The 13,866-nt window shown below is 64.5% G+C and carries 12 protein-coding genes; 5 read left to right on the forward strand and 7 right to left on the reverse strand.

The window, feature by feature from the left end:
* Nucleotides 1-180 precede the first annotated feature (180 nt).
* The 4 genes from AB0383_RS16355 (at nt 181) to AB0383_RS16370 (ending at nt 6,652) form a co-directional block, all read left to right on the forward strand.
* Complete coding sequence (locus AB0383_RS16355; protein ID WP_366187681.1) at nt 181-726, forward strand: hypothetical protein; 546 nt, start codon at nt 181-183, stop codon at nt 724-726.
* A gap of 86 nt (nt 727-812) precedes the next feature.
* Nucleotides 813-2,387 carry a class I SAM-dependent DNA methyltransferase gene (locus AB0383_RS16360; protein WP_366187682.1) on the forward strand — a complete coding sequence of 525 codons (1,575 nt, stop codon included), beginning with the start codon at nt 813-815 and terminating at the stop codon, nt 2,385-2,387.
* The gene (locus AB0383_RS16365; protein ID WP_366187683.1) at nt 2,380-3,567 is read left to right on the forward strand and encodes a restriction endonuclease subunit S; all 1,188 of its coding nucleotides are present in this window, start codon (nt 2,380-2,382) and stop codon (nt 3,565-3,567) included. Before AB0383_RS16360 ends, AB0383_RS16365 begins: the two co-directional genes overlap by 8 nt.
* 4 nt (nt 3,568-3,571) lie before the next feature.
* Nucleotides 3,572-6,652 (forward strand): HsdR family type I site-specific deoxyribonuclease, encoded by a 3,081-nt coding sequence (locus AB0383_RS16370; RefSeq protein ID WP_366187684.1) that lies wholly within the window; start codon nt 3,572-3,574, stop codon nt 6,650-6,652.
* A 153-nt stretch (nt 6,653-6,805) separates the two neighbouring features.
* On the opposite strand, the gene AB0383_RS16375 is transcribed toward AB0383_RS16370, so the two are convergent.
* The 5 genes from AB0383_RS16375 to AB0383_RS16395 form a co-directional block, all read right to left on the reverse strand.
* Nucleotides 6,806-7,456, reverse strand: coding sequence for a GNAT family N-acetyltransferase (locus AB0383_RS16375; RefSeq protein ID WP_366187685.1), 651 nt, complete (start codon nt 7,454-7,456; stop codon nt 6,806-6,808).
* Nucleotides 7,457-7,964: 508 nt separating this feature from the next.
* The gene (locus AB0383_RS16380; protein WP_366187686.1) at nt 7,965-8,264 is read right to left on the reverse strand and encodes a helix-turn-helix domain-containing protein; all 300 of its coding nucleotides are present in this window, start codon (nt 8,262-8,264) and stop codon (nt 7,965-7,967) included.
* A gap of 64 nt (nt 8,265-8,328) precedes the next feature.
* A complete protein-coding gene (locus AB0383_RS16385) occupies nt 8,329-8,712 on the reverse strand; it encodes a DUF6188 family protein (protein ID WP_366187687.1) in 384 nt (127 codons plus the stop codon).
* 2 nt (nt 8,713-8,714) lie between these two features.
* Complete coding sequence (locus tag AB0383_RS16390; protein ID WP_366187688.1) at nt 8,715-9,887, reverse strand: putative T7SS-secreted protein; 1,173 nt, start codon at nt 9,885-9,887, stop codon at nt 8,715-8,717.
* Entirely contained in the window at nt 9,880-10,224 is a 345-nt protein-coding gene (locus AB0383_RS16395) for a hypothetical protein (RefSeq protein WP_366187689.1), read from the reverse strand. The genes AB0383_RS16390 and AB0383_RS16395 overlap by 8 nt, the downstream gene beginning before the upstream one ends.
* A gap of 475 nt (nt 10,225-10,699) precedes the next feature.
* Here AB0383_RS16395 and AB0383_RS16400 point away from each other — a divergent pair, with 475 nt between their 5' ends.
* On the forward strand, nt 10,700-11,173 hold the full coding sequence (locus AB0383_RS16400; protein ID WP_366187890.1) for an NUDIX domain-containing protein: 474 nt from the start codon (nt 10,700-10,702) through the stop codon (nt 11,171-11,173).
* A gap of 77 nt (nt 11,174-11,250) precedes the next feature.
* On the opposite strand, the gene AB0383_RS16405 is transcribed toward AB0383_RS16400, so the two are convergent.
* A complete protein-coding gene (locus AB0383_RS16405; protein ID WP_366187690.1) occupies nt 11,251-11,916 on the reverse strand; it encodes a YdcF family protein in 666 nt (221 codons plus the stop codon).
* Between the two features lie 14 nt (nt 11,917-11,930).
* The gene (locus AB0383_RS16410; RefSeq protein WP_366187691.1) at nt 11,931-12,992 is read right to left on the reverse strand and encodes a helix-turn-helix transcriptional regulator; all 1,062 of its coding nucleotides are present in this window, start codon (nt 12,990-12,992) and stop codon (nt 11,931-11,933) included.
* Nucleotides 12,993-13,866: the final 874 nt, after the last annotated feature.

The raw sequence follows: 13,866 nt of genomic DNA on the forward strand, positions 1-13,866 counted from the left end.
GTGCGTTTCGGGCGGGCGCACAACCCCGCGCCGGCGCCAAAGCGCGCAGTGGAACCGATGAGAGGGCCGGTGCGGCACTGCAGGTCGACGAAAAGACCACTCATCGTCACAACGCTGTCACTTTCCGTCGAACATCCAGTTTTGTCGGTGGGTCGAGGCATCCTGGTGCGAGGAGGGGTGATGACCGACAGCATTGCGATCTCGAACGGATCTGCGGTCGTGGGCGCGTTGCTTGAAGGCGAGCCGCGCGCGCTGCGGCTACAGGTACAGGTACAGGGCGGGAAGCGAGCTCAGGTCGTCAAGGTGCTTCACGAGCGGAGAATCGCCCATGAGCTGGTCCGTCAGCAGTGCTACGGGCGGTATCCGTTCGAGCTGTTGCAAACCGTCAACCATGCATCGGGAGACGTCGCGGGCGCGCGACGCGTCCGCCTCGTGCTGACGGAAACCGCGCTGATCATCGCCAACATGGGTTGGGGCTTCGGTGAGAGTGAGGTACGGGCAGTGGCCGGCCTCAACGGGTCGTCAAAGGATCCGCGCAAGTCCATCGGCTATAAGGGCCTCGGGTTCAAGGCGATCGGGGAAATCACCGACCTGCCGCAGATCTTCTCACCTCCGCACTGCTTCGGGTTCGACGCCGGACACGCCCTCGAAGTCGTGCACGACGCGCCCGGACAAGGCGGGTGTATGGGCCGTGACGTTGCGGGCAGGAGACACCAGCGTGCGTGAGCAAGACACGCCCGAAATAGGGTGACCAGCAAGAACACCATGACCTTCGGGTCGCCACCCTTTGACGAGCAAGGACACCCCGACTGATGGCAGTGACCCAGCAGGAGATCGAGAGCCGACTGTGGGATGCCGCCGACGAGCTGCGCGTGGCGATGCCCGAAGCGCAGTACTCCTCGGTCATCTTCCCGCTGATGTTCTGGAAGTACCTGTCAGACACCTGGGAACACCAGCACCAGCAGTTCCTGGCTGAGAACAAGGGCATAGACAACCTCTCGGCCGAAGAAGCCCACGAGATCGAGTACCGGGATTACCAGTCGTTCGAGATCCCGTACATCCACCCCGGCACCGTTCGAGAACGTCGCGCCTCCTGGTCGTCCATCCTCGCCACCATCACGCAACCCGGCCTCGGTAAGAGGGTCCGGACATCCTTGCAAGCTATCGAGACCGCCAACCCTGACAAGTTCTCCCGCTTGTTCGGGTCCATGACTTGGACCTCCGAAGAAGTGCTGTCGGGGGAAGTGTTGGCATCGGTCATGCAGGCCATGGATCGCACGCCGAAGATGCACGAGGGCAACATGTCCCACGACGTGCTCGGTGGGGCCTACGAGTACCTGCTGAAGCGCTTCTCTGACGGGTCGGGCACCCGAGCTGGCCAGTTCTTCACGCCGCGCGAGGTTGTCGAGTTGATCGTCGAGCTCCTGAACCCGAAGGCCTTCGAATCGGTGTATGACCCGACCTGCGGGTCCGGCGGCATGCTCATCGCCTCCGCAAACCTGCTGAAGGCTCGCGGCGGGCGTGGCTACACGCTCAAGCTGAACGGACAGGAGGCCGTACTGGACACCGCGGGCGTGGCACGCATGAACCTCTTCATGCACAACCTCACCCAGTTTCAGATCGAGGTCGGCGACACGCTGAAAGACCCACGCTTCAAGAAACCGGACGGCTCGATCGCACAGTTCGACGTGATCCTGGCCAATCCTCCCTACAGCCTGAAGTGGAAGCCCTGGACCAAAGATCCGCGCGTCATCGGCGGGGTCGCCCCACAGTCGTCGGCGGACTGGGCGTTCGTGCAGCACATGATCGCCAGCATGGGCACGAAGAAGGGCCGTGCCGGCGTCGTGCTACCCCATGGCGTCCTCTTCCGCGGGGGCCAGGAAGCAGCCATCCGCCGGCGCGTCTTGGACGACGACCTTCTGGAAGCCGTGATCGGTCTGCCCGCGAACCTCTTCTATTCGACTTCCATCCCGACCTGCATCCTCGTGTTCCGTGCTTCCGGCACCAAGGCCGAGGAGCGTCGGAACGGAGTCCTGTTTATTGACGCGTCCATGCGGTTCACCAAGGCCAAGAACCGCAACATCCTAACCGATACGGACATCGCTGATGTCGTGACCGCCTATCACTCGAACTTCAGTTCCGAAAGCAACCCGGTCGATCCTGACGGCGACGGTGGACTCGCGGCGCGGTTCGTCCTCACCACAGAAATCGTGGCGAACGGGTACGACCTCCACATCGGGCGATATATCAAGCAGGCCGCTGCCGCACAGGAAGACCTCGGCACTCTCATCGACGCCTACAACATCGCCCGAGCTGAACGCCAGAAGACTGAGGAGCGCATGCTCGCCGTCCTCGCTGCCGCTGGGATCGAGGGCTTCGATGAGTGACTGGCGGCAGGTCTCGCTGTCGGAAGTCGTCACGCGTGTCACGACGAAGAACGTCGACGGTGCCAACGAGAATGTCTTGACCGTCTCCGCCGGACACGGGCTGATCGCGCAGGAATCGTTCTTTACGAGGAAGATCGCCAGCAAAGACACCTCGGGGTACTACGTTGTCTCGCCGGGGCAGTTCGTCTACAACAAGAGCACGTCGAAGTCGGCCGCCTACGGCACGGTTGCTCGCAACCTTAGCGACGAACCTGGCGTAGTCTCTCCGCTGTACTTCGTGTTCGAGGCCAAGGCTGGGGCTGCGCTTCCCGAGTACCTGGAACTTGCCCTCAACTCGGACCAGTTCTTCGGCTCGCTCGCCGGCACCCTCCGGGAGGGTGCGCGTACTCACGGCCTGCTAAACGTCCGTCTGAAGGAGTTCTACGCCGCGACGGTCACCCTGCCGCCCGTGCCCCTCCAAGAACGGATCGCCGAGGTTATCGGTTCGGTGGACGACCAGATCACCGCACTCGATACTGAGGCAGACGCCTCGGATGCCCTGCTTGCAGGGCGCAAGGAAGAGCTGTTCGCGCACTACGGGACCACCGGGACGACGCTGCAGATCGGCGAAATCCTCGAAGAGATCAAGCGTCCGATCATCGTCGCCCCTGATGCCGAGTACCGACAGATCGGGATCAGGTCCCACGGGCGCGGGCTGTTCACCAAGGAGGCAGTGACTGGGGAATCCCTCGGGTCCAAGAAGGTGTTCTGGATCGAGCCAGGCGACCTGGTCATCAACATCGTCTTCGCCTGGGAGGGCGCGGTCGCCATTGTGCCCCCGGAGATAGAGGGCTACTGCGGATCGCACCGGTTCCCGGCCTACCGTCGACTCGACGGCGGGGACGTTGAGTTCTTCCGACTCTTCTTCTCCACCAAGACAGGCACGCGACTCCTGGCTAGCTGCTCTCCTGGCGGAGCGGGACGCAACCGCACCCTGAACCGCAAGCGTCTGATGCAGTCGCGCGTCGGCATTCCCTCGGCTCAGGAGCAGGAGCGGGCGATCTGCGAGTTGCAGGCGATGGAGGCGGCCGTCATGACCGTGCACGCCGAGGCCGACCGGCTGCGTTCCGTCCGCACCGCCCTCTTGTCTGGTTTGCTGGACCGGACCATCGAAATTGAGTCGGCTGAGTTGGAGGTCTGAGCTCGTGGCGAAGGGTGTTCGGGAGCGTGAGTTTCAAAACCTGATGATCCAGTGGTCCCTCCCGATGGGCTGGGGCTTCACCGCCGGCAGGTCGCTGCCGCGTGAAACGACGCAGACGGTACTTGTCGGCCAGCTGCGGGACGCGATCGTCCAGCTCAACCCTGGGGTGATTGATGGGTTCGACGTGGACGCGGTGGTCGAGGAGATCGTCGCCACGGTCAATGCCGTCGAAGGCGGGCTGGTGCGGGCCAATGAGCAGGTGTTGCACTTGCTGCGCGGTCTCAAGGAGTTTCGCGACAACGACGGCGTGTGGCACGCCCTGAAGGTCCTCGACTTCGAGAACCCTACCTCCAATTCGCTGGTCGTGTCGGACGAGGTGACGATCACCGTCCCCGGCAAAACCTCACGCCGATTCGACCTTGTGTATTGGGTGAACGGGCTACCGCTGGTCGTGGTCGAGGTGAAGTCTCCGACCGCAAAGTCCGGGTGGGTGGAGGCGGCCCGCGAGATCAACGACGTGTACGCCGCAGAGTACCCGTGGTTCTTCACGCCGAACGTCTTCGCGATCGCCTCTGACGGGTTGAAGCTGCGGTTCGGTGCTGTCGGTGCACCTACGAACCTGTGGCAGCCATTCCGGTCCACCGCGGACGACGAGAACCTATCCGGGCATGCGGACGTGCAGCGCTCCGTCGAGTTGCTACTTAACCCGGCGACCCTCCTGGACATCCTCGCCAGCTTCGCTCTCTTCGACACCTCCGGCGGCGGGGTGGACCAGAAGTACCTGCCTCGCTACCCGCAGCGGGAGGCCGCGCACCTGATCCACGAGCGAGTCCTCGATGGCGGCACAAAGGGCCTCGTTTGGCAGCATCAGGGATCGGGGAAGACATTGCTGATGGTCTTCGCCGCTTCGCTGCTGCTGGCCGACACGCGCACCGACTCGCCCACGATAATTCTGCTGTCAGACCGGACGCAACTTGTGCGGCAGACCTCCGGGGTGTTCACCTCCGCAATGGGGGACGCCTACTTCCATCAGCCTGCCACAAGTCAGGAGCTGCGTTCCCTGCTGGCTGATGATGTGCGAGGTGTCATCTCCACGACGGTCCATAAGTTCGCCGACGCCGGCAAGAACCTGTCGGTCCGGAGCAACATCATCGTGTTAGTCGACGAGGCACACCGCACTCAATCACTCGAGCGGGAGTCCCTGGCGGGGCAGATGCGTGCGGCGTTGCCGAACGCGAAGTTCTTCGGTATGACTGGTACACCGGTCCGCACCCTGGCTACGGACACCTTCGCCCTCTTCGGCGAGGAGGGCGACCCGGGTAGGGTGCTGCACCGGTACTCGGTGTCCCGGTCCCTGGCGGACGGGGCCACTGTGCCGGTGATGCTGGACCCGCGTCCGGTCGGCTTCGAGATGAACGACCAGGCGTTGCAGGCTGAGTTCGACCAGTTCGCCGACGACTTCGACCTCGACGACCCCGACCGTGAGGCCCTGTCCCGCAAGTTCGGACGTCTCACCTCGGTATTCACCAATCCTGATCGTGTCCACGCCGTCTGTCAGGACATCGTGGATCACTACCTGGCCAGCACTTACCGCAACGGCCTCAAGGCGCAGGTCGTGGCATACAACCGAGAACTGGCGGTGGCATACACCGACAAGATCAACGAGTTGCTGGCCGGCTTCGAGACGTCCCAGGTGCTCGCAGAGGTGGGCAAGCATGACCGGATCACCGCAGAAGTGAACATCTCGGTCAAGGACTCCAAGGACGAAGACCCCGCCATGCGCCCGTACCGGCTCACCGAGGCTGCCGAGGAGGAGCAGAAACGACGATTCCTCACTCCGGACGACTCGCTGTGCTTTCTGGTGGTGACCGCGAAACTGATGACAGGGTTCGACGCCCCCAACGAGGGCGTGCTCTACCTGGACAAGCCGATGAGGGCCCACACCTTGTTCCAGACGATCACCCGCCCGAACCGCACCTGGGTATCGCCTTTCACTGGGTTCGAGAAGCCATCCGGCGTGGTCGTGGACTACATCGGTTTGGCCGAAGAGGTCCAGAGGGCGGTCGCTGACCCAAGTGCGGATGGGGCCGAGCGGGGCGGCGGCTTCGTCACCGACCTGTCCGTGCTGGTCGCCGAATTCCGCGCCACTTTCGCCCGAATCGAAGACCTCCTCGCGGACGTGGAGGATCTAGACCTCACAGTCCACGGATACGAATCCGTGCGAGCCATAAACGCGTTCCTAGACGCCACCCCGGACGCCGCCGCGGCGTTCAGCAAGGACTACCGGCTTCTGGCGCGTCTGTACCCGCTGGTCAACACCGACAAGCGGGTCGTCAAGTACCAGGACGGCTTCGGGTTGTTCGGGTCGGTGTACACCACCCTTTTCAAGAAGTCCTCCGACGAGGAGAGGAAGGAACGGCTGCGTGAGCTCGGGCCGATGGTCTTGGAGATCATCAATGCCCACGTTCATTCCTTCTCCGTAGCCGCTACCCAGGAGGAAGCCCTCGTCCTGGACGCCCAGGGCATCGCCGTCCTGAAGGAGCTGCTGTCCCTCGTCCGCGCCGAGCCGGACGCGGACGGTGGCGACGACAAGGCTCCACCGTCCGCCGCGGAGATCCTGGACCGCATCAAGGCCGCTCTCGACGCAGGTGTCGAACCGGCATCCGCGAAGTACACCGCCCTCGCAGAGCGGATCCGGTTGCTGCGGGACAGGATTATCCAGAACGCACAAGACGCTCTGGAGTTCCTGTCCGAAGCCCTTCGGGTCGCCCGAGCCATCGTGCATGCCGAGAAGCACCCCGGCGAAGCCGTCGTTGTGCTGGACGACGACCACGTGGGTGTCCTGTCGCGGATCATCCACGACCACCCACCGGCCGGGCTCACGATCACGGAGAGGAACCTAGCCGAGAAGATCGACCAGGTCGTTACCCGCACCCTTGCCCGGTCATGGGACAACGCAGACGCTCGTAACCGAGGCGTCCGCCGCGCCACCGCTGCAGTCTTCCGCGACTACGGCTTGAAGCCGTTGGGAGAGCCGTACAACTCCACCGTCGCCTACATCGAAGCCCACTACCTCGTCGACTGACGAGTGCACGGGAGGCCCGGGCAACGTAAGGTGCCGGGCCTCGTCGCGTTACTCGGGCCCTGATCTGTCCCCTGGGCTGCGCTTGACAGCAAGCTAAACTCCTGAATTCCCCGCTGGCGGCCAGTTGGCGGGAAGCTACCTGACCCACGGTAGTCACGGAGCGTCAAGACCAAGCAAGGGCAAGCATGGCCCAAGCCCCTCCATTCCGACCGGGACCGTGCGGTGTTGCTCCCACATTGCTCGGGTCAGGCGTAGCCGATGCTCAATCGACAACCGTCCGCCGACGGCGCGGCGTTGAACGCCGTCGGGTTGGTAGCCGAGTTTGCGCGACACGGCCTGGGAGGCGACGTTGTGTTCGAAAGCGGCTGAGACCGCCTCTTCCGCGCCGAGTCCGACGAACGCGAGGTGCAGCACCGCGGCACGCATCTCGGCGCCAATTCCCTGCCCCTGGTAGCGCCGTCCCAGCCAGGAGCCCGTGTGCACTTCCCGCGTGATGGCCAGGTCATGCGCACCGATGCTCTGCTGTCCGACGACGACACCGTCGGCGAACACCGTGAGGTTGAGCGACCAGTCGCTGGGGGTCCAGATGCCCAGGTGCCGCCAGTGATGCTGGACGACGCTCAGCGCAACTTTGGCCGGTGGCTGGTCGGTCCACGGCACGACAAACGGCATGACGTCCGCGTCGTGGACGCCGCCGGCTGCCAGATCGGCCAGGGCGCCGAGTTCCTCGGGCGAAGGCAGACGTAGTTCCAGCCGTGGCGTCCTCAGGCGCAGCCCTAATAGCGGGAAGTGGTCGGCAAGCATGCCGCCATCGTGCCCGCAGACGTGGAACAGATCACCTTGTTTCCGGTCCGCGGGCAAGGACCGGCCCAACCTTCCAGTGACTCCGAAAGAGCCGGCGCCATCGCAGCGTCGTCGATGTCGGCGAGCACCGACCGCTCATCACCGACGTCGGGCCGAGCAAGCTCGGCAAGGCTGAGAAGCTCGGCGTCGAGGTCGTCGGCCAGGACGGGATCTGGCCACAGCCTCAAATCTGAGGTTGTACGACGACCAGCTCCGCGTTCACGCCGAAGTGGCGTCCGTACATGACGCACCAGCGTTCGACCGGCGGCAGGGCGCCCTCGGCGGCGAAGCCCAACTCACTGCAACCGACCCCGCCGGTGATGCGGTCCAGCTCTTTGCGCGGCCGAGGCAGGGTTCGGGGGCATCGGCTCAGTGCTGATCATCTGGTCGAGGCGGCGGGTTCGCGGTGGAGGTGGAGCAGCGCCGCGCCGCACGACGCGGCGGCGTCGATGACATCGGCCGCCGAGAACTACTCGTCGTCACGGATCACCGTGCTCGCACCTTCGAGGACGGCCGGCAAGAATGCGCCGGTGCCGTTGCTCAGCGTCCCACTACTGCAACGACACTTCGATGAGTGGACAGCGCGACAGTGACCCAGCAACCCGTCGATCCCATCACTGGCGTCACGAGCCAGCCACACGTCCACCGTCAGTCGCGAGACTCCCGCTCGGGCCGCAATCTCCTTCTCCTGCCGCCCCTCGGCACACTGAAACACGATCCGCTCGGCCCGCCGATCCATCGTCGACGCCACCCCATCAGCCAACACCATGACCCGCCAACACCAGTAGCATTCTGCCGATGCGGCCCGAAGTGAAATCAGGTGTCAGCAGCGCTCAAGGGGAATCGGGCTTCGCTTCCCAGGTTGCGAGTTCTCCGCCGGGCATGGAGACGACCAGGAATCCGTCGGGGCCTCCGACTGTCCATGCTTCGTATTCGTCGTCAGGCTCCACGTGGATCGTGGCTCCGCTATCGAACGCAATAATCAGTGCTCCAGAATCATTAATCGCAGACTTCGTTACGGCCTGATGAAGTAGAGTACTCATTGGCTGGAAAGATTCTTGTGGGTCAACATCAGGAGAAAGGTTGTACTGTTTCCCCGGCAGGGTGAACCTGAATGACGATTCGATACGCACCATGTAGCCATCGGAGAAATGTAGGACAGCGCTGTACTCAACCGTCATGGATAGTAGCCGTTTTCCAGTAAGGTCAAGCTTCATTGTTACCATCCTTCCGGAGTCGGGTACGATCCGTCTGCGTTGCGCGGGATATGACTTTCCGCCTTGGACCCCGGCTTGCCGTCAAGTCTGACGGGCTGGTTGTGTTCGTTGGTGAACTTGACGTAGCCGTTCGGGTATCGCGGATCTGCTCCGGGTTCCATAATGCGAACTGAATTTGCATCAATCGATGAACCCGGCTTCTGCCAGATGGTTCCCTTGCCATTGTTGCACGGTCGAGAAGACCAACCGTCCTGCGCTCCCGCCGGCGGGGAGGAGTCCGCGGTGGAACTTCCCGCGCTCTCGCTGCTGCTGTTGGCTTTGACGGGTTCGACGTGGTCGTCGCCGGCGGCGTGACCTGCTAAATCTATGGCGGCAGCGCCGGTCATCGACGCCCCGGCCGCGATGCCGGCTGCGGACACGATGTTCAGCGGCACACCGGCGATCGCCCCCACGCCGGTCGCGTCCAGGAGGCCGCCCACGCCTTCCCCGGCGCTGCTGATCACCGTGAGACCGATACCGCCCACGGCGGTGAGGGTATCCAGCGGGTGGTTGAGCATCGCGTTCCCGGCAGAAGCCATCGCGTTGACTACATCTGCGCCGGCTTGTGCGAGTGTGTCCCCGACGTCGTCGAGCCAGCTGGATTTCTGCGGCGCCTGACCTGCACGGTCGCGCAGCGTCTGCGCGGTGATGTTGCCACTGTCCGTGAGCTGGGCGCGGGCGCGGTTGAGCGCGTCGCGCGCGGCTTGCCGTTGTGACTCGCCCGGGTCGGTGAAGGGTGGCGGGGGCTGGTTGTTCGCTGCGGCCTGCGCAGCCGCATGGTCGTGGGACGCCTTGGCTTGCTGGGTTGTGGCTTGGCCTTGATTCCACAGCGAGATGCCCTCGGCTGCCTGAGCTTGTGCCCACCGCAGCGTGCCGGCGTGGTCGTTGAGCGCCCCGCTGGCGGCCTGCAGGGAGTCGGCTGCCGCATACCACTTTCCGGGTTCGTAGGAGAATTTGTCATGAAACGCTGATGCGGCGGGCCCTTGCCAGGCGCCGGTGTCGATCGCCTTGAGACCGTCGGCGGCATTACCCGCTTCCCCGGCGCGCGCCTGTAGGACGCGCGCGTTCTCTTCGATCGCCTCAGGTTTGCCCGGGATCAGAGCCACCGGATCCTGGGTTTCGCCAAGTTCAGCCACCCTCGACCGCCTGCTGTCCGGGATCGATCCGCAGGGTTCGGGCTGATGCATCGTCGATTCCGCAGTAGGCGTTCGCGGCCCTGGTCAGGGTGTCGCCGATCTTGTCGGCGTCGTCGGTCAGGATGTCCAGGCCGTCGGACCACCGCACGCAGAAGTCCATCAGCCCATCGTGCACACCCTGATGCCCGTACAACTCAGCGTCACCGCACAGGCTGCGGAGCTGGAACCCCTGCTGATCCGTGACACTGCGGCTGATCCCGCTTCCAGCCTCGGCCACTTTGTCGACATCGACATGGAAACCCGGCCCATCCACCACTGAAACGGCCCCCTCGAACACTCACAGTATTCGTGCATCATCCTCTGTGCCCATACTGTCGGCAAGCCTTTGACTACTCTCAGAAGAAGTGCGCCTTCCGGAGTCGTCCTTCCGCCGCACCGCGCTCGAGTCGACCCCGAGGACGGTGTACATGCAGCCAACGCGGCCACCATGAGCCCTCGGCCAATCCTCCATTGCCGGCGCAGAGCCCTTCCTGAGCTGCACGGAGTGGCCACGACGGGGCTTCCTGCCCTGGCCGAAGTGGTGGGGCAACCCAAAAGGAACGCCCCTAACGAACAATCTGGACAGATGCAGTCGAGGTCGTAGAGTCGTCGGTACTGACGTGAACAACGCGCCCGGCCACCGCCTCCGAGGGTGATGCTGGCCAGCCCCGACAACGTGATCTCCGCAGTCCCGGCCCTGTTGGCGTTCCGCTGCCTGGCTCGATGCGTCGTGCGCATACCGGCGGACGGCCGTCGTAAGCTGCTCAACCGTGATGGAGCAACTGGCGGTGACGGTAGGAGGACGAGCCGCACGCGCGATACTGATCGATGATCAGTATCGGCTGGCGCTGATCAAGAGGACGAAGCCAGGGCAGGCGCCGTACTGGACCGCGCCGGGTGGTGGTGTCGAAGACACGGACGCCTCGGTTGAGGCTGCTCTGCACCGGGAGTTGGCCGAGGAATTAGGGGCCGAGGCATCCGGTGCTTCTCGGGTATTCCTGGTCAGCTCACCCTCGCCGTCCGGTGTCGCGGTGCAGTACTTCTTCGTGGCTCGGTTGACGCAGCTGGACGAGTCGGCCCGCACTGGTCCGGAGTTCGAGGACTCGTCTCGCGGCGGTTACGAGCTGGATCGGGTCGACCTTCGTGGTGATGATCTGGCGTCGGTCGATGTGAAGCCAGTCGCATTGAAGGAGTTCATCCTGGCCAACCGCGAGGCGTTGTTGGCCGAGGTCGACGTAGAGAGTTGACGCGCGGTCACGAGTTACCCCACCGCAGATAGGCGCACGCCTGCGCGGCCAGCGCGATACCTGCCCACCGCGCGCTTCTAGTCGGCGGATCGCATGAGTCGGCTGGTGAAGCCCTGTGCCACGAGCCGCCCGAACGCCTCTTCAACCTGCCCGGGTACTTCCTGCGGGATCGCGAACCCAAGGTCGGGATACCTCAGAACACGTTCTAGGTCGCCGACCATCATGGCGACGACGTCCGCAGCGTTCCCCATTGTCTTGGTGTACTCCTGGAACGTGACCGGCGTCGATGCGCAGAGCGGCTCGACCTCGGGCCACTGGCGTCGACAGGTAGCGTAGGCGCGCCTCTCCATGTACGGCATCGCGATCACGAGCAGAGACGCTGGTGAGATGCCGACTTCGTCGAACACCTGCCGTGACAACGTGAAGTTTTCGCCGGTGTTGCGGGCGTTCGGCTCAACCAGGATCGCCGCATCGGGCACGCCGAGCTGCAGGGCAACTTCGCGAAAGTGCTCAGCCTCGCCACGCGGATAGAGGTGAGCAGTCTCAGCACTGGTGGCGCCACTGACTGCCATCACGGGGAAGAACCCTCGGTGATACAGCTCGGCGGCGTAGACAGCCGCGCCAGGGTCGTTGCCGCCGAGGACCAGCGCTGCGGAACAGGAACGTAGGTCGTGGTGGAGGCGGTGGTAGTTCCAGATGAGTTCGGCGTCAGCCCATTCGTCAGCCGTCAGCTCGCGCTCCACGCGTCACTCACCCCCTACGACGGCGCCTGCCCTTCGAAAGCCAGGCGGATACTCTGGATGCTCTCCAACTGGTGCATCATGCCGTACCGCTCCGCCAGCGCAGCGGACTCCTCCAGCAGCTTGACTCCGGCTGGCGCGGTCCGTGCATCTGACAGCAGGATGTGGCCCTGTGCGGTGTCAAGTCGCACCTGTTGCATTGGGGTGTCGAGCGCTCGGTTCGCCAGCGCGACGTCCATAGCCGCCAGTGCGGCGTCCAGCTTGCCCGCCCCGCGATGCGCGAGAGCCAGTTTCTGGTGGGCGATCGACCAGTCGACTGGTTCGTCGAGCTCGTCAAAGCTGCGGATGGCGGGGTCGATGAACAGCACGGCTTCGTTCGAGCGGCCGCATTTGCTCAGCGCTGTGCCTACCCAGAGCAGCGACCTCGTCCGGTCACGCTCGGAGAGCCGCTGATCGTCGGCCAGCAGTGAGTAGTGATCGGCGGCGCACTCGTGGGCGCCGGCCATCTCCTCGAGGACCGCGAGTTGGAGGTCGATCTGCGCCACGCGTCGCGGAGCTTTCAGGTCATCGAAGACCGCGCGTGCCTGCCGGTAGTAGTGGCTGGCCGAAAGTGGTCCTCGCAGGTGCCCTTGGTCTTGGCGTAGGTCGCCGACCAAGCGCAAGGTACGGCCGTACAGGGACATTCCGACTGGATCGCTGCTATCTGGGATGAACCGCCGCCGCCAGCGCTGCACCAGTCGATCTACCAGCGGGAAGTCTTGACGCCCGAAATGGATCATGGCGCGCTCGAGATCACCGGCCCACTCGTCATAGTCGATCGCCGAGCCGCCGACTGCACCGGGCGGTACCGGCGAGTGGACGGCGAAGTCTGTCCCCTCCTGGAGCAGGTCCTCTAACTGCGCTGACGTAATACGCAGGAGCTCCGCCAGCTTGTCACGCCGGTAGGGCATCGGCTCGGAGCGTCCGGCTTCCCAGTCCCGGATGCTCGTGACGTCGGCGGGCAGCTGCTCCGCCAGCTGTTCCTGCGTCAGTCCGGCTGCCTTGCGTGCGCGCTTCAGCCGGGTTCGGCGTCCGCCCATGGATTCCCCCTTTGTGACGCCTCGGGTCCGCCACATTACCCCAGGTCACAGCCCGGAAGCCAAGGTCCGCCCCCGGTTTTCCCCCGGTTTGCCCGCTGGGACGACGCGTCCGGTGGGGTCAAGGTCGTGTGTGGCACCCCTGCGGCCGGTTGACGCGGTCGCCCGACCTCCCGCACCACGCGCCACCAGGACGGCGATCCCGTGATTTCCCTCCGCTGCCTGGCCGCACGTGGACGTCCCGGCCGCCGGGGGTGCCGCCCAGACCTACCCGAGCGGACGAGGAACGAGGCGGTCTCCGACATGGCCACGCTGGCAATTCCGCACAGCACATCCCACCCCGAGGCCGCAGTGGCGAAGCGGCCGAGCGCAGCCTCGGCTCCGCCAGCCTCGCCGGATCGGCGGCCTGCCGCCTACGACAGGCGCCGCAACGCGCTCGCGCCGGTGCCGGAGCCGCGACTGCTGGAACCGGTCCAGCTCTACAGCCTGATCGTGTTCACCCTCGCCACCCACGCGCCGTTTCCAGCCGCTTCGGCTGACGTCGGGCGCTGCGTGGACTGTGGCCAGTGCTGGCCATGCGCCACGGTGCGCTTGGCCGAGCGACTGAGGGCGGGATTTTAGCCATGACGCTGACCGAACGAACCTCGAATCAGGTCAGGCGAGCCGAGCCATCCGGCAGCGCGCCGGAGCCGTGACCGGCGCACTCATCACGATGCTGGTGGTCACGGGCCTGGTTTTGGTCTGGGCCGTGGCGCTCGTTCAACAGGACTACCGACGGGCTCAGGTTAATCATCGCGATGGCCGGTCCGTGGCCGCGCTGCAGCAACGGCTCGATGACGAAAAGGCCGCAGCCGTTACCGCAGAGGAACACAGCGAA

Source organism: Amycolatopsis sp. NPDC051373 (genome assembly GCF_040689465.1).
In the GTDB taxonomy this organism is placed as follows: Bacteria; Actinomycetota; Actinomycetes; order Mycobacteriales; family Pseudonocardiaceae; genus Amycolatopsis.

What these genes read in the sequence shown, in the direction of transcription:
- AB0383_RS16355 (WP_366187681.1), top strand. Translation starts at nt 181, where the DNA reads ATGACCGACAGCATTGCGATCTCGAACGGATCTGCGGTCGTGGGCGCG.
- AB0383_RS16360 (WP_366187682.1), top strand. Translation starts at nt 813, where the DNA reads ATGGCAGTGACCCAGCAGGAGATCGAGAGCCGACTGTGGGATGCCGCC.
- AB0383_RS16365 (WP_366187683.1), top strand. Translation starts at nt 2,380, where the DNA reads ATGAGTGACTGGCGGCAGGTCTCGCTGTCGGAAGTCGTCACGCGTGTC.
- AB0383_RS16375 (WP_366187685.1), bottom strand. Translation starts at nt 7,456, where the DNA reads ATGCTTGCCGACCACTTCCCGCTATTAGGGCTGCGCCTGAGGACGCCA.
- AB0383_RS16380 (WP_366187686.1), bottom strand. Translation starts at nt 8,264, where the DNA reads ATGGTGTTGGCTGATGGGGTGGCGTCGACGATGGATCGGCGGGCCGAG.
- AB0383_RS16385 (WP_366187687.1), bottom strand. Translation starts at nt 8,712, where the DNA reads ATGAAGCTTGACCTTACTGGAAAACGGCTACTATCCATGACGGTTGAG.
- AB0383_RS16400 (WP_366187890.1), top strand. Translation starts at nt 10,700, where the DNA reads ATGGAGCAACTGGCGGTGACGGTAGGAGGACGAGCCGCACGCGCGATA.
- AB0383_RS16410 (WP_366187691.1), bottom strand. Translation starts at nt 12,992, where the DNA reads ATGGGCGGACGCCGAACCCGGCTGAAGCGCGCACGCAAGGCAGCCGGA.